This is a genomic window from Marinobacter sp. (genome assembly GCF_033722195.1).
Classification (GTDB): Bacteria; Pseudomonadota; Gammaproteobacteria; order Pseudomonadales; family Oleiphilaceae; genus Marinobacter.
Genome location: NZ_JAWVZL010000049.1, coordinates 1 through 22080, shown reverse-complemented (window position 1 = coordinate 22080; position 22080 = coordinate 1). Strand labels below are relative to the sequence as shown.

Annotated in this window: 19 protein-coding genes; 1 reads left to right on the top strand and 18 read right to left on the bottom strand. The window is 64.6% G+C overall.

Going from position 1 to position 22080, the window contains the following annotated elements; all coding sequences use genetic code 11:
- Positions 1 to 1852: preprotein translocase subunit SecA (gene secA / locus R3280_RS10295; RefSeq protein WP_318998518.1), on the bottom strand; the 1852-nt coding region annotated here is incomplete at its 3' end.
- A 207-nt stretch (positions 1853 to 2059) separates the two neighbouring features.
- Positions 2060 to 3001 carry a M23 family metallopeptidase gene (locus R3280_RS10290; protein WP_318998517.1) on the bottom strand — a complete coding sequence of 314 codons (942 nt, stop codon included), beginning with the start codon at positions 2999 to 3001 and terminating at the stop codon, positions 2060 to 2062.
- A 307-nt stretch (positions 3002 to 3308) separates the two neighbouring features.
- Between R3280_RS10290 and R3280_RS10285 the strand changes: the two genes are divergently transcribed.
- Positions 3309 to 3755 carry a DciA family protein gene (locus tag R3280_RS10285; protein WP_318998516.1) on the top strand — a complete coding sequence of 149 codons (447 nt, stop codon included), beginning with the start codon at positions 3309 to 3311 and terminating at the stop codon, positions 3753 to 3755.
- A gap of 11 nt (positions 3756 to 3766) precedes the next feature.
- Here the strand turns inward: R3280_RS10285 and lpxC are convergent, their stop codons facing one another.
- From lpxC to mraZ, 16 genes are all read right to left on the bottom strand, one after another.
- Positions 3767 to 4681: a UDP-3-O-acyl-N-acetylglucosamine deacetylase gene (lpxC, locus tag R3280_RS10280; protein ID WP_318998515.1), complete on the bottom strand. Its 915-nt coding sequence runs from the start codon at positions 4679 to 4681 to the stop codon at positions 3767 to 3769.
- A 197-nt stretch (positions 4682 to 4878) separates the two neighbouring features.
- Positions 4879 to 6039 carry a cell division protein FtsZ gene (ftsZ, locus tag R3280_RS10275; protein ID WP_318998514.1) on the bottom strand — a complete coding sequence of 387 codons (1161 nt, stop codon included), beginning with the start codon at positions 6037 to 6039 and terminating at the stop codon, positions 4879 to 4881.
- 115 nt (positions 6040 to 6154) lie between these two features.
- A complete protein-coding gene (ftsA, locus tag R3280_RS10270) occupies positions 6155 to 7390 on the bottom strand; it encodes a cell division protein FtsA (protein WP_318998513.1) in 1236 nt (411 codons plus the stop codon).
- Between the two features lie 34 nt (positions 7391 to 7424).
- Entirely contained in the window at positions 7425 to 8264 is an 840-nt protein-coding gene (locus R3280_RS10265) for a cell division protein FtsQ/DivIB (protein WP_318998512.1), read from the bottom strand.
- The gene (locus R3280_RS10260; protein WP_318998511.1) at positions 8257 to 9228 is read right to left on the bottom strand and encodes a D-alanine--D-alanine ligase; all 972 of its coding nucleotides are present in this window, start codon (positions 9226 to 9228) and stop codon (positions 8257 to 8259) included. The genes R3280_RS10265 and R3280_RS10260 overlap by 8 nt, the downstream gene beginning before the upstream one ends.
- 1 nt (position 9229) lies before the next feature.
- A complete protein-coding gene (gene murC / locus R3280_RS10255) occupies positions 9230 to 10675 on the bottom strand; it encodes a UDP-N-acetylmuramate--L-alanine ligase (RefSeq protein WP_318998510.1) in 1446 nt (481 codons plus the stop codon).
- The gene (murG, locus tag R3280_RS10250; protein ID WP_318998509.1) at positions 10668 to 11750 is read right to left on the bottom strand and encodes an undecaprenyldiphospho-muramoylpentapeptide beta-N-acetylglucosaminyltransferase; all 1083 of its coding nucleotides are present in this window, start codon (positions 11748 to 11750) and stop codon (positions 10668 to 10670) included. The genes murC and murG overlap by 8 nt, the downstream gene beginning before the upstream one ends.
- Positions 11743 to 12936 carry a putative lipid II flippase FtsW gene (gene ftsW / locus R3280_RS10245; RefSeq protein ID WP_318998508.1) on the bottom strand — a complete coding sequence of 398 codons (1194 nt, stop codon included), beginning with the start codon at positions 12934 to 12936 and terminating at the stop codon, positions 11743 to 11745. Before ftsW ends, murG begins: the two co-directional genes overlap by 8 nt.
- Positions 12933 to 14276, bottom strand: coding sequence for a UDP-N-acetylmuramoyl-L-alanine--D-glutamate ligase (gene murD, locus R3280_RS10240; RefSeq protein ID WP_318998507.1), 1344 nt, complete (start codon positions 14274 to 14276; stop codon positions 12933 to 12935). The genes ftsW and murD overlap by 4 nt, the downstream gene beginning before the upstream one ends.
- A gap of 14 nt (positions 14277 to 14290) precedes the next feature.
- Positions 14291 to 15376 carry a phospho-N-acetylmuramoyl-pentapeptide-transferase gene (gene mraY / locus R3280_RS10235; protein ID WP_318998506.1) on the bottom strand — a complete coding sequence of 362 codons (1086 nt, stop codon included), beginning with the start codon at positions 15374 to 15376 and terminating at the stop codon, positions 14291 to 14293.
- Complete coding sequence (locus R3280_RS10230) at positions 15376 to 16743, bottom strand: UDP-N-acetylmuramoyl-tripeptide--D-alanyl-D-alanine ligase (RefSeq protein WP_318998505.1); 1368 nt, start codon at positions 16741 to 16743, stop codon at positions 15376 to 15378. Before R3280_RS10230 ends, mraY begins: the two co-directional genes overlap by 1 nt.
- Positions 16740 to 18224, bottom strand: a complete 1485-nt coding sequence (locus R3280_RS10225) for a UDP-N-acetylmuramoyl-L-alanyl-D-glutamate--2,6-diaminopimelate ligase (protein WP_318998504.1) — start codon at positions 18222 to 18224, stop codon at positions 16740 to 16742. The genes R3280_RS10230 and R3280_RS10225 overlap by 4 nt, the downstream gene beginning before the upstream one ends.
- Positions 18225 to 18228: 4 nt before the next feature.
- Entirely contained in the window at positions 18229 to 19935 is a 1707-nt protein-coding gene (locus tag R3280_RS10220; RefSeq protein ID WP_318998519.1) for a peptidoglycan D,D-transpeptidase FtsI family protein, read from the bottom strand.
- Positions 19936 to 20034: 99 nt separating this feature from the next.
- Positions 20035 to 20445 carry a cell division protein FtsL gene (gene ftsL / locus R3280_RS10215; RefSeq protein WP_318998503.1) on the bottom strand — a complete coding sequence of 137 codons (411 nt, stop codon included), beginning with the start codon at positions 20443 to 20445 and terminating at the stop codon, positions 20035 to 20037.
- A complete protein-coding gene (gene rsmH / locus R3280_RS10210; protein WP_318998502.1) occupies positions 20442 to 21422 on the bottom strand; it encodes a 16S rRNA (cytosine(1402)-N(4))-methyltransferase RsmH in 981 nt (326 codons plus the stop codon). Before rsmH ends, ftsL begins: the two co-directional genes overlap by 4 nt.
- The gene (gene mraZ, locus R3280_RS10205) at positions 21419 to 21871 is read right to left on the bottom strand and encodes a division/cell wall cluster transcriptional repressor MraZ (protein WP_318998501.1); all 453 of its coding nucleotides are present in this window, start codon (positions 21869 to 21871) and stop codon (positions 21419 to 21421) included. Before mraZ ends, rsmH begins: the two co-directional genes overlap by 4 nt.
- Between the last annotated feature and the right edge of the window lie 209 nt (positions 21872 to 22080).

Sequence of the window (22080 nt, the reverse complement as noted above, 5' to 3'; positions counted from 1 at the left end):
GCTCGATGGCCTCTCCCTCCTGCATCCCCAGGCGCTGCATCAGGGCGCTGACGCGCTCGGAGGCAAAGATACGCATGAGGTTGTCCTCCAGGGACAAATAAAATCGCGATGAGCCCGGATCGCCCTGCCGGCCGGAACGGCCACGCAGCTGGTTGTCGATGCGGCGGGACTCGTGCCGCTCGGTGCCGATGATGTGCAGGCCACCGGCCTCCAGCACCTGGTTGTGGCGCTCGGTCCAGGCCGCCTTGATCTTGGCCACCTCCTCTTCACTGGGGTTTTCCAGCGCCGCCACCTCGTACTCCCAGTTGCCGCCCAGCACGATGTCGGTCCCGCGACCGGCCATGTTGGTGGCAATGGTGACCGCACCCGGCCGACCGGCCTGGGCAATGATCTGGGCCTCGCTCTCGTGCTGCTTGGCGTTGAGGATCTTGTGGTCGATCTTGGCCTTCTTCAGCAGCATCGACAGCAGCTCGGAGGCCTCGATGGAGGCGGTACCCACCAGGATCGGCCGGCCCTCGGCGGTGACGTCCTTGATCTCGTCGATGATGGCGTGGAACTTCTCTTCCTGGGTGAGGTAAATCAGGTCGTTGTAGTCGATCCGCTGGATCGGCTTGTTGGGGGGAATCACCACCACGTCCAGGCCATAGATCTGGCGGAACTCGAAGGCTTCGGTGTCGGCGGTGCCGGTCATGCCCGCCAGCTTGTCGTAAAGCCGGAAGTAGTTCTGGAAAGTGGTGGAGGCCAGGGTCTGGCTCTCGGCCTGGATCGGGACCCCCTCCTTGGCCTCGATGGCCTGGTGCAGGCCCTCGCTCCAGCGCCGGCCCGGCATGGTACGGCCGGTGTGTTCATCCACAATCACCACCTGCTCGCCCTGGACGATGTAGTCGACGTCTTTCTGGAACAGGTGGTGCGCCCGCAGGGCGGAGTGGACGTGATGCAGCAGGCTGAGGTTGTTGGCGGAGTACAGGCTCTCGCCCTCGTTCAGCAGGCCACGCTGGGCCAGCAGCTCTTCCACCTTTTCATGGCCGGTTTCGGTCAGGTCCACCTGGCGGGACTTCTCGTCGATGGTGAAATCGCCGGTGGGATCGCCCTGCTCCGGCACCTCGCCCTTCTCCAGGCTGGGCACCAGGGCGTTGACCTCCCGGTACAGCCGCGAACTGTCCTCGGCGGCGCCGGAAATGATCAGCGGGGTGCGGGCCTCGTCGATCAGGATCGAGTCCACCTCGTCGACGATGGCATAGTTCAGGCCACGCTGGACCTTGTCCGCGGTACTGAACGCCATGTTGTCCCGCAGGTAGTCGAAGCCGAATTCGTTGTTGGTACCGTAGGTGATGTCGGCAGCGTAGGCGGCGCGTTTCTCTTCCGGCTTCTGGCCGGCGACGATGACACCCACCTGCAGCCCGAGGAAGCGGTACAGCTTGCCCATCCACTCGGCGTCACGCCGGGCCAGGTAGTCGTTCACCGTCACCACGTGCACACCCTTGCCGGTAAGCGCGTTCAGATAGACCGCAGCCGTCGCCACCAGGGTCTTGCCCTCGCCGGTCTTCATTTCGGCGATGTGGCCTTCGTGAAGGGTGATGCCGCCGATCAGCTGAACATCGAAGTGGCGCATGCCCATGGCCCTGCGGCTGGCCTCCCGCACCGTGGCGAAGGCTTCCGGCAGCAGTTTGTCCAGGCTTTCGCCCTCGTCCAGACGACGACGGAATTCCAGTGTCTTGCCCTGAAGCTCTGAGTCCGACAGCCCGGCGAAAGATTCCTCGAGCTCGTTGATACGCGTGACCGTCTTCCGCATGCGTTTGATTTCGCGCGCGTTTTTACTGCCGAACATCTTGGTTGCAAGCTTCGTGAACATAGACCACTGCTTCTTTGGTTTTTCGGAGAGCGTTTGATTCCGGGGAATGAACGCACGATCTTGGACAGGCTGGGACGGCCAGACGATACCCGCTGGCTTTCAATCACACCCGCGCCGGTGAAGACGGCATTCTAACCTTATTTAACAGGAGGACAAAAGGCAGGGTCGCGGCGGCACCCGAAAGCGCCGCCCGCCGGTATGGCAAGGTTAGCGGCTGGCCCGCTGGATGTAGTCTTCCGGGTTTTTGCTCTTGCCGTTCTTGAGCACTTCGAAATGCACGTGGGGGCCTGTGGAGCGACCGGTGCTGCCCATCAGCGCCACTACCTGGCCCTTCTGAACCACGTCGCCCAGCTTGACCTTGATGGTTTTGGCGTGTCCATAGCGGGTCACCAGGCCTTCACCATGGTCGATCTCCACCAGGTTGCCATAGCCGTAGCGTTCATCGGCGTAGGTCACTACGCCCGCGGCAACGGCAATGATGTCACTGCCTTCCTTGCCGGCCAGGTCAACGCCATCGTGCCAGGTGCGCTTGCCGGTGAAAGGATCGGAGCGGTAGCCGTAGCGGGAGGACAGCCAGCCCCAGGTGATCGGGCGACCCGCCACGAAGCGCTCGTCCTCCCGCTTCTTGCGGGAGACCAGGCTGTCCAGCAGGCGCAGCTGGTTTTCACGGTCCGCGAGCCGCTGGTCGAGCTGATCGATCATGCGGGTCAGTTCGGGGGCTGAGAACGAATCCGAGGCCAGCGAAGCCTCAGGACCACCCACCGCGGGGGGCTGCTCGAAGTTGAACTCCTCGCTGCCGACGATGCCGGATTCAACGAAGCGCTGACCGAGGGCGTCGAGGCGCAGCAGACGACCCTGCATCTCGCCCAGGCGCAGGGTCAGGGCGTCCACCTGCTGACGGCTGCGCTCGCTCAGGCGTCGCAACTCATCACGCTGGGATTCCAGCTGCTCCTGCCACTGCTGAACCACCGGTGCCGCCACCGCCAGATTGCCGGTTGGCGCCGCCCCGCTCCTGGCGAAGCTGTAGCCCAGCCAGGCGCAACCGGCGGCCAGACCGGCCACCAGCAGCAGTGCCACCAGGGCGACCGGCAGGTTGACCGGCAGTACCCGTGACTTGCCGTGGCTTTTGCCAACAAGGATGATGTTCATAGTCCGCGTTACATTCATACCGGGAGCCGCAAACTCTTCCTGATGCCGTGCGTCTCTCGTGAAGTGTCGGTTCTGCCCGGCGTCCTTCGCCGGATTACCGGGGCCGGCAATCCTGGGCAGCATTCAACGGAGTAGCTGTCGCACCCGGCCCATGGTGCCGGACGGGAAACAACGACGGCGGGGCTTCTTCAGCGCCGTAGACATACACTCCGAGTCAATGTAAAACGAGTGTAATACAGGCACCGCCTATTCACCGTGCGAAAGTGTAACCAATCGTAAGCTTTCCCGTCGAGTCATTCCGCCAGCCATGAAAAAAAAGCCCGGACTGGAACTTCGTTCCGACAGCATCGCCCAAAGCCCCACCCTGCGCGAACTTCTGGCCCGCGCCGAGGTTCACCGGGAGGCCGAAAAGCAGGTACTGCGGGCGATACCCGAGACCCTGGCAGGCAAGGTCCGGTTTGTCAGCATCCGCGACGGCGACATCACCCTGAGCACCGAATCCTCGGCCCTGGCCAGCCAGTTGCGGCTGCGCCAGCACGAGGTCATGGAAAAACTGCGGGAATACGAGGATTTCCGTTACGTCTGGCGTCTGCGGGTGAAGGTGGTACCACCCCGGTTCCGGGAGCAGTCCCGGCGTGAAAAGGTCCCGCTCAGTAACGAAAATGCCCGGCTCCTCAAAGAGGAAGCCGGGCACACGAAGGACAAAAACTTACGCGAGGTTCTCGAAAAACTCGCAAGCCACGTCCGGGACTGAGGCTTCCCGCCTCAGGCCTGGGCCAGCACAGGCTTGATATAGGAAATGGGTGCGGTGGCTTCGTCGTCAAAGGTGACAACTTCCCACGCATCCTGTTCCGCCCTGAGCTTGCGCAGCAGCTTGTTGTTCAGGTCATGGCCGGATTTCACGCCGCGGAACTCACCAATCAGGCTGTTGCCCAACAGGTAGAGATCACCGATCGCATCCAGCACCTTGTGCTTGACGAATTCATCCTCGTACCGAAGACCGTCCTCGTTGAGGATCTTGTAGTCATCCACAACGATGGCGTTGTCCACGCTACCGCCCAGGGCCAGATTCATCGCCCGCAGCTTCTCGATATCCCGCATGAACCCGAAGGTCCGGGCGCGGCTCACTTCCTTGACAAAGGAGGTGCTGGAGAAATCCACGGTGGCGGTCTGGGCCCGGCCCTTGAAGACCGGGTGGTCGAAGTCGATGCCAAAGCTCACCTTGAAGCCCTCGAAGGGCAGGAAGGTGGCTTTCTTGTCACCTTCTTCCACAGTCACTTCCCGCTTGATGCGGATAAAGCGCTTGGCGGACTCCTGCTCGGCGATGCCTGCGGACTGCAGCAGGAATACGAACGGGCCGGCACTGCCATCCATGATGGGCACTTCGGCAGCACTGAGCTCGACGTAGCAGTTATCAATGCCCAGACCTGCCATGGCGGACAGCAGGTGCTCGACAGTCGCTACCCGGACTGCGTCCTTCACCAGCGTGGTGGAGAGCATGGTCTCGCCGACGTTCTCGGCACAGGCCTTGATCTCCACAACCGGATCCAGATCGGTCCGTCGGAACACGATACCGGTTTCGACCGGAGCCGGCTTGAGGGTCAGGTAAACCTTCTCACCCGAGTGCAAACCCACGCCGGTCGCACGGATGGTGTTTTTAAGCGTCCGTTGTCTGATCATCAGTACATAAATCCGTCACAAAAGTAAGATATCGTCTGGGCAAAAAACTGCCCGAAGGATATCAAGAAAGTGGACTGAATACCATTTAACCAACCGGTTGTTACCGGATGGTCATCCAGCCCGCTGCCATTGATTCCGGCGCACATTAAACCATAAACGCGTCAAATGCACTTTAAGAACCTGATAGCAACAATTTATCAGTCAGCCTGACGCCGAAGGAATGCGGGAATATCGAGATAATCCACGCTGTGCTCTTCGCTGTCATGGCGCTGATCAACGGCCACATTGCCGTGGGCAACGGCCCGCCGACGCAGTACGGCCGGACGATCCAGCTGGTTGTAGTCGGTCTTGCCATCCAGGCTGCGGGTATTGTCCACCACCTTGGTAGGCTTCTCCTCGCGACCACCACCCAGACCGGTGGCCACCACGGTTACCTTGAGCTCGTCGGTCATTTCCGGATCAATCACGGTACCTACGACCACCGTGGCGGAATCGGATGCGAACTCACGCACAATATCGCCAACTTCCGAGAACTCGCCCAGGTTCAGGTCCATGCCAGCGGTGATGTTGACCAGGATGCCCTTGGCGCCCTGCAGGTTGATGTCCTCCAGCAGCGGGCTGCGCACCGCGGCCTCGGCGGCTTCCCGGGCCCGGTTCTCGCCGGTGGCGCGGGCGGTACCCATCATCGCCATGCCCATCTCGGACATCACGGTTTTCACGTCGGCGAAATCGACGTTGATCATGCCGTTGCGGGTAATCAGGTCGGCAATACCCTGGACCGCGCCCAGCAGCACATTGTTGGCCTCGGCGAAGGCATCCAGCAGGCTGGTCTTCTTGCCCATCACCGACAGCAGCTTCTCGTTGGGAATGGTGATCAGCGAGTCGACGGTTTCTTCCAGCTCCTTGAGGCCGGCCTCCGCCACTTTCATGCGCTTGCCACCCTCAAACTGGAACGGCTTGGTGACCACCGCCACGGTCAGGATGCCCATTTCCCGTGCCACTTCCGCCACCACCGGAGCGGCGCCGGTGCCGGTGCCACCACCCATACCGGCGGTGATGAAGACCATGTCGGCACCCTTCAGGGCCTCGGCAATACGGTCACGGTCTTCCATGGCGGACTGGCGGCCCACCTCGGGATTGGCGCCGGCACCCAGACCCTTGGTGATGTTGCCACCGAGCTGGATGACCTGCTTGGCGCCCATGTCGGTCAGCGCCTGGGCGTCCGTGTTGGCACAGATGAAATCCACGCCTTCGATGTCGCTGTTGAGCATGTGACGGACGGCGTTGCCGCCACCACCGCCAACACCGATGACTTTGATCACAGCGTTCTGCTGTACGTTATCGACTAGTTCAAACATTTCCCCTACTCCTTCGTGCTGTTATCGGCCTATGGCTGGCCGCTTTCTTTTCGAGAGACCTTCGTTATGGTGGCCGTCAATCCGGCCTGTTATTTCGCACTGCTCCGGTTTGCCGTCAGAAATGCCCGGTAAACCAGTTCTTCATGCGCTCAAGCAGTGACGGTGCCTGCTCACCCCTGAGCACCGGCCCCCGGCCAATATCCATCTGGCGGAAGCCATAGATCAGCAACCCCACGCCGGTGGCGTAGATCGGGTTGTTGACCACTTCCGTCATACCGGCAACCGCCTGCGGTGAGGCAAGCCGTACCGGCATGTGGAAGATTTCCTCGGCCAGTTCCACCACGCCTTCCATGGTGGAGGAACCGCCTGTGATCACGACGCCGGCGGGGATCAGATCCTCGAAGCCGGAGCGGCGAAGCTCCGACTGCACCAGCGTGAAGAGTTCTTCGTAGCGAGGCTCGACCACCTCGGCCAGGGCCTGCCGGGACAGGTCCCGCGGCGCCCGCTCGCCGACGCTGGGCACCTTGATGGTCTCGTCGGCACCGGCCAGCTGGGTCAGCGCGCAGGCGTACTTGATCTTGATTTCCTCGGCGTTCTGGGTCGGCGTGCGCAGGGCCATGGCGATGTCGTTGGTGACCTGGTCGCCGGCAATGGGGATCACCGCGGTATGACGGATGGCGCCGCCGGTGAACACCGCGATGTCGGTGGTGCCGCCGCCGATGTCCACCACGCAGACACCCAGCTCCTTTTCATCTTCGGTCAGCACCGCGTAGCTGGAGGCCAGCTGCTCCAGGATGATGTCGTCCACCTCCAGGCCGCAACGACGCACGCACTTCTCGATGTTCTGGGCCGCGTTGACGGCGCAGGTCACCAGGTGCACTTTGGCCTCCAGCCTGACGCCGGACATGCCCATGGGCTCCTTGATGCCCTCCTGGTTATCGATCACGAACTCCTGCGGCAGGATGTGCAGCACCTTCTGGTCCGCCGGAATGGCCACCGCCTGGGCGGCGTCGATGACCCGGTCGATGTCGGCCTGGGTAACCTCCCGGTCGCGGATCGCCACGATGCCGTGGGAGTTCAGACTCTTGATGTGGCTGCCGGCGATGCCGGCATAGACCGAGTGGATCCGGCAACCCGCCATGAGTTCGGCTTCCTCGACCGCACGCTGGATGGCCTGCACGGTGATCTCGATATTGACCACCACGCCCCGCTTGAGACCGCGGGAGGGGTGCGAACCGATACCCACCACTTCAATGGTGCCGTCCATCTTGCGTTTGCCGACGATGGCGACCACCTTGGAGGTGCCGATGTCGAGGCCGACAATCATGTTTTCCGTTTCAACCGATGACATGTAATTCACCAAACCCTGGGTTGCTCAAATGTGTCTATGTGTTGTTGCCCGGTGTACTGTCCAAAGGCTTCCATTTCACCGCCACACCATTTGTGTAGCGGGCATCAATTCGCTGCACTTCGTCTGAGCGGGTAGCCAGCTGACCCTCGTAGACGGTCAGGAAACGGACAAAGCGGTCCTCCACCTGGTCCCGGCCCAGGGCCACCTCGATGCCGTTGGCCAGGGTCAGGGTCCAGGCGCCGCGCTGCTCCAGCGCAAGGCCCGCGAACCCGAGCCCCTCGGCGGCCAGCCGGTCCGCCATCAGGCGGGCCAACTGAATCACATCCTCGACCCGCTCATCCGGTCCGGACAGCCGGGGCAGCGCGCCCGCCACCTCCGGATTGGCGGGCTGGAACAGCCGGCCGGAACGGCTGATGAGCTGATTCTCGTTCCAATAGGCCAGCGGCTTCTTCTCGCGCACGTCGATCACCAGGCCGTCGGGCCAGACCCGACGCACCGCCGCGGTCTCCACCCAGGGCCGTTGCTCCATCGCCACCTTGACCTCCGCCAGATCGGTGGCGAAGAAGCTGCGCCCGACCCACTGGCTTGCCCGCACGGTGAGCGCCTCCCGGCTCTCTCCCACCAGTTCGCCATTGACCTGCACGCTGGCAATCTGCCGGTCCATGGCCGACAGCACCTGACCGGTGCCCCAGGGCACCATGGCGGCCACCACCAGTACCGCCAGGCCAAGGCCAAGCTGGGTCCAGGGCATGGCGGCCATCACCGACCTGAAAAAGCCGAAGTAGTCACGATCCGGCTCCATCGAGGTGGCGCCCCGGCGGCGTGGTGGCTCCGGCGGTATGGCGCGGCCGCGCAACAGCATCCGTTCAATCATGGCCTGGCTCCAGGGTGTCCTTGAGGATCCGTACTACCAGCTCCTCGAAGCTGATTCCGGCGGCCTTGGCCGCCATGGGCACCAGGCTGTGGTCGGTCATGCCCGGCACCGTGTTGACTTCGAGGATGTAGAAATTGCCGGCGGTGTCCTGCATCACGTCCACCCGGCCCCAGGTGCGGCAACCCAGCACCCGCATGGATTCCACCGCCAGCTCGTGCAGTTTCAGTTCCTGCTCCGGCGCCAGACCGCAGGGAATCTGGTAGCGGGTGTCGTTGCTGATGTACTTGGCGTCGTAATCGTAGAAGGCATGGTCGGTACTCAGGCCGATGGCCGGCAGGGCCTGGTCCTGCAGCACGCTGACGGTGAACTCCGGGCCCTCGATCCACTCTTCCACCAGCACCAGCGAATCCAGGTGGCTGGCGGCCTCGTAGGCCTCCACCAGCTCCTCGCGGCTGTTGACCTTGCGGATGCCGATGCTGGAACCTTCCCGCGACGGCTTGACGCTCAGCGGCATGCGCAGCGCCTCCGCAATGCTGTCGGCGTCTTCAGCGGACGTCATGGTGCGGAACCGCGGCGTGGGCAAGCCGCAGCCCTCGAACACGTACTTGCTGCGCAGCTTGTCCATGGCCAGGGCGGACGCCAGGGTCTCGCTGCCGGTGTAGGGGATGCCGGCCTGGGCCAGGATCGCCTGTACCGTGCCGTCCTCGCCGCCGCGGCCGTGCAGGGCTATGAACACCCGGTCGAACCGGGGCTGGTCCACCACCTTCAGCAGACTGCCGCGGACGTCCATGGCGAAGGCGTCCACGCCGGCGGCCAGCAGGGCGTTGAGCACGGCCTGGCCGCTCTTCAGGGAAACCTCCCGCTCGGCGGAATCGCCACCCATGAAAACCGCCACCCGCCCCAGCGCTTCGCGGGTGGCGGGATCCACGTTGAAACCGTCGACCTGATGGCCCTGTGCGTTCATCTCACTCACCTGATATCACTCCCGCGGCCGCCAGTCGGGCCGCAACAGCACCAATATCCCCGGCGCCCTGGGTGATCAGCAGATCCCCATCCTGCAGGGTATTGGTCAGTAAACGTTCCACTTCGCCGGCCTCCTCGACGAAGATCGGCTCCAGCTTGCCCCGCTGCCGGATGCTGCGGCACAGCGCCCGGCCGTCGGCGCCCGGCACCGCCGGTTCGCCGGCACTGTAGACCTCCATCAGCAGCAACGCATCCACATCCGACAGCACCTTGACGAAGTCCTCGTACAGGTCCCGGGTCCGGCTGTAGCGGTGGGGTTGGTACAGCATCACCAGCCGGCGCTCCGGCCAGGCATCCCGGGCCGCCCGGATCACCGCCGCCACCTCGGTGGGGTGATGGCCGTAATCGTCCACCAGGGTCACCGTGCCGTTGGGCGTCTGGTAGTCGCCGTAGACCTGGAAGCGACGGCCGACACCGGCAAAGCCTGCCAGGCCCCGACAAATGGCACTGTCCTCGACACCCTCGTCGGTGGCCACCGCGATCGCCGCCAGGGCGTTGAGCACGTTGTGGCGGCCCGGCATCTTCAGCTCCACTTCCAGGTCGGAGCGGTCGCCGGGGCGGCGCACCAGAAAGCGGGTCTTGAGGCCGTCGGAGACGATCTTCTCGGCCCGGTAATCGGCCTCGGGATTGTCGATGCCGTAGGTAATGATGGCGCGGGAGATCCGCGGGATGATTTCCCGGACATAGTCGTCATCGACGCACATCACCGCCACGCCGTAGAACGGCAGGTTGTGCAGGAAGTCCACGAAGGTCTGCTTGAGCTTGCCCACATCGCCGCCGTAGGTGTCCATGTGGTCGGCCTCGATGTTGGTCACCACCGAGATCACCGGCGTCAGGTGCAGGAAGGAGGCGTCACTCTCGTCCGCTTCCGCCACCAGGTAGCGCGAACCGCCCAGCTGGGCGTTGGTGCCGGCGCTGTTGAGCTTGCCGCCGATCACGAAGGTCGGATCCAGGCCGGCCTCCCCCAGAATCGAGGCAATCAGGCTGGTGGTGGTGGTCTTGCCGTGGGTACCGGCAATGGCGATGCCGTGCCGGTAGCGCATGATTTCCGCCAGCATCTCGGCGCGGGGCACGATCGGCACCCGGCGGTCACGGGCGGCCACCACTTCCGGGTTGTCGCCGGTTACGGCGGAGGACACCACCACCACATCGGCGTCGGCACTGTTGCCGGGCTGGTGTCCGATCATGACGGTCACGCCCAGGCTCTGCAGTCGGTCGGTAACGGCGCTTCTCTTGAGGTCGGAGCCGGACACGTCATAGCCCTGGTTGCTCAGTACTTCGGCAATGCCGCTCATACCGGCACCACCAATGCCGACAAAATGGATGTGGCGGATACGGCGCATTTCCGGCACCTGGTACACCAGCGGCGGATTCGTTAACTCAGGCATGGGCGGCCTCCAGACAATAATTCACTACTCGCTCCGTCGCGTCGGGGCGCGCCAGCGACCGGGCCGCCTGCGCCATGTTGATCAGTTGATTGCGGTCGGCCACCAGGCCCGCCAGGGTCTCCGCCAGCAGCTCCGGGGTCAGGCGATCCTGCGGAATCAGCAGCGCCGCCCGGGCCTTGACCATGTACTGGGCATTGTGGGTCTGGTGGTCGTCCACCGCATGCGGGAAAGGCACCAGTACGGCACCCAGCCCAGCGGCGCAGAGCTCGGCGATGGTCAGCGCGCCGGCACGGCAAAGCACCAGGTCCGCCCATTCGTAGGCCTGCGCCATATCCTTGATGAACGCCTGTACGTCCGCCTCCACGCCCGCCTGCTGGTAAGCCTCCCGGGTCCGCTCGATATGGCGCTCGCCGCACTGGTGCCGGACCTCCGGGCGCTGGCCGGCGTCAAGGCTCGACAGGGCTTGGGGCAGGCGTTCGTTGATGGCCTGGGCGCCCAGACTGCCGCCAATCACCAGCAGGCGCACCGGGCCCTCACGGCCGGCCATGCGCTCCTCGGGTTCTGTCAGCGCTGCCACATCGCTGCGTACCGGGTTGCCGGTGCAGCGGGTCACCACATCGGCGCCGAAGCTGCCCGGGAAGGCTTCCATCACCGTCTTGGCAAAGCGGGCCAGCAGACGGTTGGTGAGCCCGGCGATGGCGTTCTGCTCGTGCACCAGCAGCGGGGTGCGGGTCAGCCAGGCAGCCACGCCGCCGGGACCGGTGACAAAACCACCCATGCCCACCACGCAGTCGGGCCGTACCCGGCGAACCACGGCCAGGGCCTGCGCCAGGCCGCGTACCAGCCGGAAGGGTGCTGCCAGCAGGGTCAGCCTGCCTTTGCCCCGCAGGCCGGAAATGGAAATCAGCGACAGCGGGATGTCGGTCTCCCCGATCAGCCGGGCCTCCATGCCTCCCACCGAGCCCAGCCAGTGCACGGAATGGCCCTTCTCCTGCAGCATGCGGGCAGTGGCCAGGGCCGGGAACACGTGACCGCCGGTACCGCCGGCCATGATCAGGAACTGGCGATTACTCATAGACCGCCCCTCCCCGCGTGGCCGGGCGTCCGGTTTCGGCGTCGGCAGCCTGATCCACGCGCTCCATTTCCACCCGTGCCAGGATGCCGATGCAGACACAGGTAATCAGCAGGCTGCTCCCGCCGTAACTCATCAGCGGCAGGGTCAGGCCCTTGGTGGGCAGCAGGCCGGTGGCCACCGCCATATTGATGCTGGCCTGCAGGCCGATCAGCAGGGTGATGCCGTAGGAGAAACAGGCCGCGAACGCCATGCCGGCTTTTTCGGCGCGCCGGGCAATGGCGAAGCCGGTGAGCACCAGGCCGGTATAGAGCGCCAGCACCAGCAGTGAACCCAGCAGGCCGAACTCTTCGGCGGTGATGGCGAAGATGAAGTCGGTATGGGCTTCCGGCAGGTAGAACAGCTTCTGCACCGAATTGCCCAGGCCCACGCCGGCCCAGTCGCCGCGGCCAAAGGCAATCAGCGACTGGGTGAGCTGGTAACCGGAATCGAACTGGTCCTTCCAGGGGTCCAGGTAGCTCACCACCCGCTTGAGCCGGTACGGCTGGGTGAAGATCAGCAGCGTGCCCATGAACACGCAGACGGCGATCAGCGGCAGGAAGCGCTGCAGCGGCACGCCACTGAGGAAGATCATGCCCATGGCGGCGGTCATCAGCACCACGGTGGCGCCGAAGTCGGGCTCGATCACCAACAGCACCGAGGCTACGCCGAGCACCGCCACCGGCTTGGCAAAGCCCAGCCAGGTATTGACCAGCTCATCCCGGCGCCGCACCACGTAACCGGCCAGATAGGCGATCAGGCAGAGCTTGGCGATCTCGGAAACCTGGACGTTGAACAGGCCCAGGGAAATCCAGCGGGTGGAGCCGTTCACCGTACTGCCAATGGGAGTCAGCACCAGTGCCAGCACGAACAGGCCCACACCCAGCAGCAGCCAGCCGCTGCGCTCCCACCAGGCCATGGGCACATTGGCGGCCACCAGGCCGGCGGCGCAACCCAGGGCGCTGAAGATCAGTTGGCGTACCACGAAGTAGCCGCTGTCGCCGGTCATCTCCACCGCCATGTCCATGGAGGCCGAGGAAATCATCACGATGCCGATCACCAGCAGTGCCAGACTGGTGAACAGCAGCACCGGCAGCAGCCTGATACCGGATCCGAACAAGTTCTGGGGCAGGCTTGCAAGCGTCGTCATGTCAGCGCCTCCACCTGCCGTACGAACTGGGACCCGCGGTCTTCGTAATCGCGGAACATGTCAAAGCTGGCGCAGGCCGGCGACAGCAGCACCCGGTCGCCGGGCCGGGCCAGGCCAGCGGCACGGCTGACCGCCTCGGCCAGGGTGTCCGCCATCACCAGTTCCACCGAACCGGTCAGCAGGTCCGCCAGCAGGGGTCCGTCGCGGCCGATCAGAACCACCGCCCGGCAGTGCTCGGTGACCGGCTGCAGCAGCGGCCGGAAATCGGCGCCCTTGCCCTCACCGCCGGCAATCAGCACGATGCGGCCGGTGCTCGGCGCGAGGCTGCTGATGGCGGCGGCGGTGGCGCCCACGTTGGTGCCCTTGGAATCGTTGATGTACTCCACCTGCTGGACACGGCGCACGAACTCGCAGCGATGCGGCAGGCCGCGGAACCGGCGTGCCACCTCGAGCATCACGTCCATGGGCAGTCCAACGGCGTGGCCGAGGGCCAGGGCCGCCATGACGTTGCTGACGTTGTGCCTGCCCATCAGTTGCAGGGATTCCGCCCGCACCAGGTTGTCGAAGCCGAAAGTGATCCAGGTGCCGCCGTCGTCTTCCCGGGTGCTGAAGGTTTCGGGATTGACCCGATGCCAGCCGAAGCAGATGAAGCGCAGGGTGTCCCGGGCCATGGGCGTGCTCAGCGGATCGTCCAGGTTCACCACCGCGATCCGGGCGGCGTTGAAGATCCGCTGCTTGGCCTGGAAATAGGCCATCTTGTCCGGGTACCGGTCCATGTGGTCGTCACTGATGTTGAGCACGGTGGCGGCGGTGGCCCCCAGCTCCTCGGTGGTCTCCAGCTGGAAACTGGACAGCTCGAGTACGTAGAGCTCGACGTCGTCCGAGAGCAGATCCAGCGCCGGCGTGCCGATATTGCCGCCCACCGCAACCCGCTTGCCGGCGGCCCTGGCCATCTCGCCCACCAGGCTGGTCACCGTGGTCTTGCCGTTGGAGCCGGTGATACCGACGATCGGCGCCTTCGCGGCCTGGCTGAACAGATCGATGTCACCGGAGATACGCGCGCCCTTGCGGGCGGCGGCGCGGATGGCCGGATCCTGGATGCTCAGGCCCGGGCTGACCACCAGCTCGTTGAAGCGGCTGAACAGCTCGGCATCGAACGGCCCCAGGTGCACAGGTACCTCCGGCCACTGCTGCTGCAGGGTTTCGAGGCCCGGCGGCTGGGCCCGGTTGTCCGCCACCGCCACGTCACGGCCCTGCGCCACCAGATAGCGCACGCAGGAGAGCCCGGTCTTGCCGAGCCCTACCACCAATGTGCGACGATCCGAAACAATGACGCTCATACCGATTCCAGCAACTAGCGAATTTTCAGTGAGGCCAGCCCGATCAGGACCAGCACCACGGTGATGACCCAGAACCGCACGATGACGCGGGGCTCGGGCCAGCCTTTGAGTTCAAAATGATGGTGCAGCGGCGCCATCCGGAAGATCCGCCGGCCGGTGAGCCGGAACGAGGCCACCTGCAGGATCACCGACACCGTCTCCATCACGAACACGCCGCCCATGATGAAGAGCACGATTTCCTGGCGCACGATCACCGCCACCACACCCAGTGCGGCGCCCAGCGCCAGCGCGCCTACGTCGCCCATGAAGACCTGCGCCGGGTAAGTATTGAACCAGAGAAAGCCCAGCCCGGCCCCCACCAGCGCGCCGCAGAATACAATCAGCTCACCGGTTCCGGGCAGGTGGGGAATCAGCAGGTAATCGGCAAACTGCACGTGGCCCGAGGCGTAGGCAAAGATGCCCAGGGCACCCGCCACCATCACCGTGGGCATGATCGCCAGGCCATCCAGACCGTCGGTAAGGTTGACCGCGTTGGAGCTGCCGACAATCACGAAATAGGTCAGCAGGATAAACAGCACCGGCCCCAGGGTGAGCGACACCTGCTTGAAGAAGGGCACCACCAGGGAGACCTCCTGCGGCAGGGTGGCGCTGTAGAAAAGCGCAATGGCGGCGGCGGCTCCGATGACCGACTGCCAGAAGTATTTCCACCGGGCCGGCAGGCCGCGAGGGTTACGCTCCACCACCTTGCGGTAGTCGTCCACCCAGCCGATGGCACCGAACAGCAGGGTCACCAGCAGGGTGATCCAGACGTAGCGGTTGGTGAGGTCCGCCCACAACAGGGTACTGACCCCGATCGCCACCAGAATCAGGGCGCCGCCCATGGTGGGTGTGCCGGCCTTGCTGAGATGGGTCTGCGGGCCATCATTACGGACCGACTGGCCGATCTGGTACTGACTGAGCTTGCGGATCATGTAGGGGCCGATGATCAGGGAGATCAGCAGCGCCGTCAGGACCCCGAAAATGCCTCTCAGCGTCAGATACTGGAAAACGGTCAGGGCCGTGAAATACTCCGACAGAACCCCGGTCAGCCAAAGCAGCATTAGCGTTTCATCCTTTCTTTTATCCCTTCCACCACGCGATCCATGGCGGAACTCCGGGATCCCTTGACCAGCACCGTCACCGGCGCCTCAAGCTGGTTTATTAGTTGGTCCACAGCTTCGCTGTGGCTGACGCACACCTCCGTGTTGTGGCCGAATCCCTTGCGATAACCATCGGTGCCCGGCCCGACCACCAGGCACCGCTCAATACCCAGGTTGTGGGCCCAGGCCCCGACCTCTTCATGCATGCGCACCGAATCCGGCCCCAGTTCGGCCATGGTGCCCAGCACCGCTATCCGTCGGCCGGGACGCTGCGCCAGCACTGACAGCGCCGCCTTCATGGACGTGGGGTTGGCGTTGTAGCTGTCATCGATCAGGTCGATGCCCTCGGCCAGGGTGATCGGCTGCAGCCGGCCCTTGACCGGCTTCAGCGAGGCCAGGCCCCGGCGGATGGCATCATCCGGCAGGCCGAAAGCGCGCACCGCCGCGATCGCCAGCAGGGCGTTGGTCAGGTTGTGCTCGCCGGGCAGCGGCAGGGTCACCTCCGCCTGCCAACCGGCCAGGCCGGCCACCCCGAAGTGCTGACCCTGGGCGTCCACACTGTGGTGCTCAATGCGGTAGTCGGCATCGACGCCGGTGCGGCGGCTGACGGTCATGACCTGGCGCTGGCCGGCGCGACCGCGCCAGGTTTCGCAGGCGGGATCGTCAGCATTGAGCACCACCGTGCCCCGGGCCGACACTCCGTCGATGATCTCGCCCTTGCCGATCACGATGTTCTGGTAACTGCCGAAGCCCTCCAGATGGGCTTCGCCGGCGTTGGTAATGATGCTCACCTCGGGCCGGGTCATGGCCACTGTGTGGGCGATCTCACCCACCGCGCTGGCGCCCAGTTCGATGACCGCATACTCGTGCTCCGGCGCCAGCCGGAACAGGGTCAGGGGCGCGCCTATGTGGTTGTTCAAATTGCCCTGGGTGGCCAGGGTAGATCCCTGCACAGCCAGCATGGCCGAGAGCATTTCTTTGACGGTGGTCTTGCCGCTGCTGCCGGTGACCGCTACAACCCGGGCCCGGCTTTCGAGCCGGTTGGCCAGCGCGATATCCGCCAGGGCGCGGGTGGTGTCCGCCACCACCAGCTGGGGCAGGTCGATGTCTGAATTGGCCCGCTCCACCACCGCTGCCACCGCGCCACCGGCGGCGGCGTCCGCGAGGAAACGGTGGCCGTCGAAGTTCTCGCCCCGGAGCGCCACAAACAGATCACCCGGCTGCAATGACCGGGTGTCCGTGGAGACGCTGCTGAAGGTGCCATCGGCACCCGTTGGCGTCGCCCCGAGCCGGCGGGCGGTCTCGCTGAGGGAAAAGGCGCGGATCATGCAACACCTCCGGTCAATGAAAGCGCCGCCCGCACCTGCTCGGCATCGCTGAAGGGAACACGCTGGCCGGCCATCTCCTGCCAGGCCTCATGGCCCTTGCCGGCCACCAGCACCACATCGCCCTCCCGGGCTTCCCTGACGGCGGTGGCAATGGCGTCGGCACGGTCGTGGATCACCCGAACCGCGGAGGGATCCCGGAAGCCGGCCATAATGTCCTTGGCAATGGCGCCCGGATGTTCGGAACGGGGGTTGTCATCGGTGACGATCACCCGGTCGGCGCTGCGCTCGGCCTCCGCCGCCATTTCCGGGCGCTTGCCGCTGTCGCGGTCGCCGCCACAGCCAAAAACGCACACCAGCTTGCCGCGGGTGTGGGGCCGCAGGGCCGCCAGAGCGTTGTTCAGGGCGTCCGGGGTGTGGGCGTAGTCCACCACTACCTGGACACCGCCGGCGCCCAGGTAGGATTCCAGGCGGCCGGGGGGCGGTGTCAGGCGACTGGCGGCCCGCACCACACGCTCAACCGGCACCCCCAGGCTCAGCACGGCACCCATGGCCGCCAGCAGATTGCTGACATTGAAGGTGCCCAGCAGCGGCGCGGAAACGCTGAATTCACCCCAGAGGCCGTCAAGACGCGCGGTGAAACCGTCCAGTTGCGGCTCCAGCTGTGTCAGCCAGAGCTCGGTCTGGGCCTCGTGCAGGCTGTAGCGGACCCGGTCGCACTGACCTTCCAGCTGGCTGTAAAGCTGGCGACCAAAGGGGTCGTCCACGTTGATCACCGAAAAATGCAGACCCTCGCGCTTGAACAGTTTGGCCTTGGCGGCACCGTAAGCCTCCATGGAACCGTGATAGTCCAGGTGATCGCGGGTCAGGTTGGTAAAAACCGCGCCGGTGATGGTGACGCCATCGATACGGCCCTGCTCCAGGGCGTGGGAGGACACCTCCATGGCCACACTGCGACCGCCCTGGCCCAGGATATGGGCAAAGCTGCGGTTGACCCGGACCACGTCCGGGGTGGTGTGGCTGGCCGGTGTCAGCCGGCCTGGCATGCCGTAACCCAGGGTGCCCATCAGACCACAGGGGGAGCCGGTGTCGTTCAACAGCTGGGCGACGTAGTGGCTGACGGAGGTCTTGCCGTTGGTGCCGGTAACGCCAATCACCCGCAGACGCTGGGAGGGATGCTCATAGAAGCGGTCGGCAATCAGTCCGAGCTGCGCTTTCAAACCTTTCACCGGAACCAGCAGGGCGCCCATGCGCTCCTCGCATTCGCCGGATTCGATGGCTTCCATCAGGATCACCGAGGCGCCCGCCTTGATGGCGCCTTCCAGGTAATGGTCCGCCGGCGTTCGCTGACCTGCCAGGGCGACGAAGGCGTCACCCGGGCGGACTTCGCGGCTGTCGGTGGTGAGACCGTGGATGGTCACGTCGAACACCGAGGGAACCTCGGCGATACCGTGTAGCAAGGTGCTGAGCGATGCGATACTCATCGGATTAACCCCGCTCATCGGAGACCGGCAGGCGGGATGCCGTGCGCTGGTCGCCGAGATCAAGTTCAGGCTTTACATTGAGCAGTCGCAAGGCGTCGCCCATCACCCGGGCGAACACCGGAGCGGCTACCTCACCACCATAATATTCCCCGCCCTGGGGTGCATCCACAGCCACCACCATGGCGATACGGGGGTTCTCCACCGGCGCCATGCCGGCGAAAATGGCCTTGTACTGGCTCTTCTCATAGCCGCCACTGCCCACCAGGTGGACGGTGCCGGTCTTGCCTCCGGAGGAATAGAAACCCAGCCGGGCGCGCTTGCCAGTGCCCTCCTCGACGGCGGCCTGCAGCATCTGCCGCACCTCGGCGGTGACTCCTTCGGACAGCACTCTCTCGCCCTGCGGGCGGCCGTCCAGCTTCATCAGACTGATGGGGTACCGCAGCCCACCGTTGGCCAGCACCATATAGGCCTGGGCCAACTGAAGCGCATTGACACTCAGTCCGTAGCCGTAGGACAGGGTGGCTTCCTCCACGGGGCGCCAGCGGGGCGGACTCGGCAATACACCAACCGCCTCACCGGGGAAACCGACGCCGGTGGCCTGCCCAAGGCCGAGGCGGTAATACAGGTTGCGGATCAGGTCGCCGCCCAGGTCGGTGGCGATACGACTGACTCCCACGTTGCTGGACTTCACCACGATGCCGGTGAGATCGAGCATTTGGTAGTTCTTGGAATCCCGTATTGTGAAACGGCCAAAGCGCCTGAAGCCCGGCGCGGTGTCGATCTGGCTGTTCGCCGTGTAGCGCCCGCTCTCAAGGGCGGCGGCGACGGTGACCGGCTTCATGGTGGAGCCGGGCTCGAAAAGATCGGTGATGGCCTTGTTGCGCAGGCCGTCGGCCGTGATCTGGCTGCGGTCATTGGGGTTGTAGGAGCCCTGGTTCACCATGGCCAGCACTTCGCCGGTGTCCACATCCAGCATGACCAGCGTGCCGCCCCGGGCCTGGTGGGCCTGGACCACGGCCTTGAGCTCGCGGTAGGCCAGGTACTGCAGGCGCAGGTCGATGCTGAGGCTGAGGTTGCGGCCCGGCTCGGCGTCACGGATCAGGGACAGGTCCTTGATCACCCGGCCGCGGTTGTCCTTGAGTACGCGCTTGGCGCCCAGCTTGCCGCTCAGCCACTCGTTGTAGGACAGCTCGATGCCTTCCTGGCCACGCTCGTCAATATTGGTGAAGCCCACCACGTGCGCGGTGACTTCCCCGGCGGGGTAGTAGCGCCGGTATTCGCGACGCTTGTAGAGGCCCGGAATGTCCAGCGCCATGGCAGCGTCCGCCAGGGATGGCTGGATCTTGCGCTGAACGTAAATGAACTCGCGATCGGCGTAGGTCAGCAGCCGCTCCCGCAGGTCGGCAGCGTTGAGGTCCAGCAGGCGCGCCAGGTTGTTCAGGCGCGGATCCTCCGGCGACATCTCACCGGGATTCGCCCACAGGGTGTGGACCGGGGTGCTTACGGCCAGGGGCTCACCGTAGCGGTCGGTGATCATGCCGCGGTGGGCGTCGATGGGCTCCACCCGAATGGTACGGACATCGCCCTGCTGACGCAGAAACGCCTGGTTGACCACATGCAGGTCCACCAGGCGCCAGCCCAGGGCCGCCACCACGGCCAGGAAAACACCCAGCACGCAGCCGAACCGCCAGGCCTTGAGGCCAGCGGCCATGCGCTGCAGCAGTGTCTTGTGGGCCTGGTGGTTCGGCACGCTAGGGGCTCCCGGTACTGGCCTGGCCAGTCTGCGTCGTTGAAATCAAAAACAGCCGGCTCACCGGCTGACTGTCATGCCTGCGCTGGCGCCGGGCACCAGCACGATCTGATTCTTGCCGGGCACACTCATTCCCAACTGGTCGGCGGCCAGGTGTTCGATGCGACTGTGGGCACTCAGTGCGCTCTGCTCCAGCAGCAGCTGACTCCACTCCCGCTGATAGTCATCGCGCTGGCCGTGGAGTTCGGACAGCGTATTGAACAGGCGCCGGTTCTCGTGGGCGCTGGCCACCACCCCGATGGCGGAGGCGATCAACACCAGGGCCAGTACCAGGGTGATGGCGACATGGGTCTGACACAGCGACTGGAATATGCGCTGGGAAAGCCGCAACGTGGTGGACAGCCCGCGCCGTACTTTCTGCCGGTTGAGGACTGCCTCGCGGGGTGGTCTCTCGATCGTGACTGCGCTCATGGGCGCTCTCCTTTGTCGGTGTTACCGGGGCGCTTCTCCAGCACCCGCATGACAGCACTGCGGGCCCGTACGTTGTCGCTGATTTCCTCGCTCTCGGCTTTCAGCGCCTTGCTCACCAGCCGGAACGGCGTCTCGGTCTGCTCAGCGGTCACCGGCAGGCCCCGGGGCAGCTGGGGTCCACGGGCCAGGTCCCGCATGAAGCGCTTGACCAGGCGGTCTTCCAGCGAGTGGAAGCTGATGACCACCAGGCGCCCGCCGGGTGCCAGACTCTCGACCGCGGCATTGAGCCCCGCCTCCAGATCCTCCAGCTCCCGATTGATAAAGATCCGGATACCCTGGAAGGTCCGGGTAGCCGGATGCTTATGCTTGTCCTTTTTCGGCACCGCCGCGGCAACCAGCTCTGCCAGCTCCCGGGTGGTCCGCAGCGGCGCTTCCTCGCGCCGGGTAACCACGGCACGGGCGATGCGGCGGGAGAAACGCTCCTCGCCGAAACGCCAGATCACGTCGGCGATGTCTTTTTCATCAGCGGTATTGAGCCAGTCCGCGGCGCTGGGCGGCTGCTGGGGATTCATCCGCATGTCCAGCGGACCTTCCCGCAGAAAGCTGAAGCCCCGGCTGGCGTCATCCAGCTGGGGTGAAGACACCCCAAGATCCATCAGCACTCCGTCCACCTGCTCCCAGTCCCGTGCCGCCAGCTCACGATCCAGCTCGGCAAAGGAGCCATGGGCAATTTCAAACCGGCCATCCTCTGCGGCCAGGGAATGGCCCACCTGCACAGCCTCGGGATCCTTGTCGATAGCCAGCAGACGGCCGGCCTTATCAAGCCGCGACAGGATCAGGCGGCTATGACCACCCCGGCCGAAGGTGGCGTCGATGTAGCGACCCGCAGGCGACCCCACCAGGTAATCCACCGCCGACTCCAGAAGCACCGAGCGATGCTTGTGATCGCCACCGGCGCTGCTGCTGGACGGCATCATAGCGACAGGGACTCCATTTCCGGCGGCATGTCATCCTCGTCCGCCGCCTCATCCAGCCAGGCGAACCAGCGCTCTTCACTCCAGAGTTCCAGCTTCTTGCCCTGGCCGATCAGCATCAGCTTTTTCTCCAGCCGGGCGTAGCTGCGCAGCGTGGGTGGCACCAGAATCCGGCCGGCACCGTCCAGCTCCAGCGGTGTGGCGTGACCCAGCATCAGCCGCTGCAGCCGCCGGGCTGACTTGTTCATGTTCGGGAGCGCCTCGATCTTGGGCCGAATCGCCTCCCATTGGGGCTCCGGGTACACCAGAAGACAGCGCTCCTCGTCGGCATTGGCCGTCAATACAATGCGCCCGCCACAGGCCAGCGCGAGCTCTTCGCGCACCCGGGCGGGGATCGCCAGGCGACCCTTCGCATCCATATTGATGGCATGACTGCCGAGAAAATTGCTCATTTACGTCAGCTCTGACCTGCGTGACCGGGTCCGGACCCCGGTTCCTGGTGACGACACGGGAGAATCCTCCCTTCATTCCCACTCTTTACCCTGGGAAACCACCAAAAACCACTAGAATCCACTTTTTCCCACTTCTGCACACTATAGAAACACGCCGAACACAATGCAAGCGACGCCAGAGGCTCCACAGATGGAAAAGTTTCTTTTAT

Excerpts from the sequence above, each read along its gene's own strand:
- R3280_RS10290 (WP_318998517.1), bottom strand. The coding sequence starts at position 3,001 with ATGAACATCATCCTTGTTGGCAAAAGCCACGGCAAGTCACGGGTACTG.
- R3280_RS10285 (WP_318998516.1), top strand. The coding sequence starts at position 3,309 with ATGAAAAAAAAGCCCGGACTGGAACTTCGTTCCGACAGCATCGCCCAA.
- lpxC (WP_318998515.1), bottom strand. The coding sequence starts at position 4,681 with ATGATCAGACAACGGACGCTTAAAAACACCATCCGTGCGACCGGCGTG.
- ftsZ (WP_318998514.1), bottom strand. The coding sequence starts at position 6,039 with ATGTTTGAACTAGTCGATAACGTACAGCAGAACGCTGTGATCAAAGTC.
- ftsA (WP_318998513.1), bottom strand. The coding sequence starts at position 7,390 with ATGTCATCGGTTGAAACGGAAAACATGATTGTCGGCCTCGACATCGGC.
- R3280_RS10265 (WP_318998512.1), bottom strand. The coding sequence starts at position 8,264 with ATGATTGAACGGATGCTGTTGCGCGGCCGCGCCATACCGCCGGAGCCA.
- R3280_RS10260 (WP_318998511.1), bottom strand. The coding sequence starts at position 9,228 with ATGAACGCACAGGGCCATCAGGTCGACGGTTTCAACGTGGATCCCGCC.
- murC (WP_318998510.1), bottom strand. The coding sequence starts at position 10,675 with ATGCCTGAGTTAACGAATCCGCCGCTGGTGTACCAGGTGCCGGAAATG.
- murG (WP_318998509.1), bottom strand. The coding sequence starts at position 11,750 with ATGAGTAATCGCCAGTTCCTGATCATGGCCGGCGGTACCGGCGGTCAC.
- ftsW (WP_318998508.1), bottom strand. The coding sequence starts at position 12,936 with ATGACGACGCTTGCAAGCCTGCCCCAGAACTTGTTCGGATCCGGTATC.
- murD (WP_318998507.1), bottom strand. The coding sequence starts at position 14,276 with ATGAGCGTCATTGTTTCGGATCGTCGCACATTGGTGGTAGGGCTCGGC.
- mraY (WP_318998506.1), bottom strand. The coding sequence starts at position 15,376 with ATGCTGCTTTGGCTGACCGGGGTTCTGTCGGAGTATTTCACGGCCCTG.
- R3280_RS10230 (WP_318998505.1), bottom strand. The coding sequence starts at position 16,743 with ATGATCCGCGCCTTTTCCCTCAGCGAGACCGCCCGCCGGCTCGGGGCG.
- R3280_RS10225 (WP_318998504.1), bottom strand. The coding sequence starts at position 18,224 with ATGAGTATCGCATCGCTCAGCACCTTGCTACACGGTATCGCCGAGGTT.
- R3280_RS10220 (WP_318998519.1), bottom strand. The coding sequence starts at position 19,935 with ATGGCCGCTGGCCTCAAGGCCTGGCGGTTCGGCTGCGTGCTGGGTGTT.
- ftsL (WP_318998503.1), bottom strand. The coding sequence starts at position 20,445 with ATGAGCGCAGTCACGATCGAGAGACCACCCCGCGAGGCAGTCCTCAAC.
- rsmH (WP_318998502.1), bottom strand. The coding sequence starts at position 21,422 with ATGATGCCGTCCAGCAGCAGCGCCGGTGGCGATCACAAGCATCGCTCG.
- mraZ (WP_318998501.1), bottom strand. The coding sequence starts at position 21,871 with ATGAGCAATTTTCTCGGCAGTCATGCCATCAATATGGATGCGAAGGGT.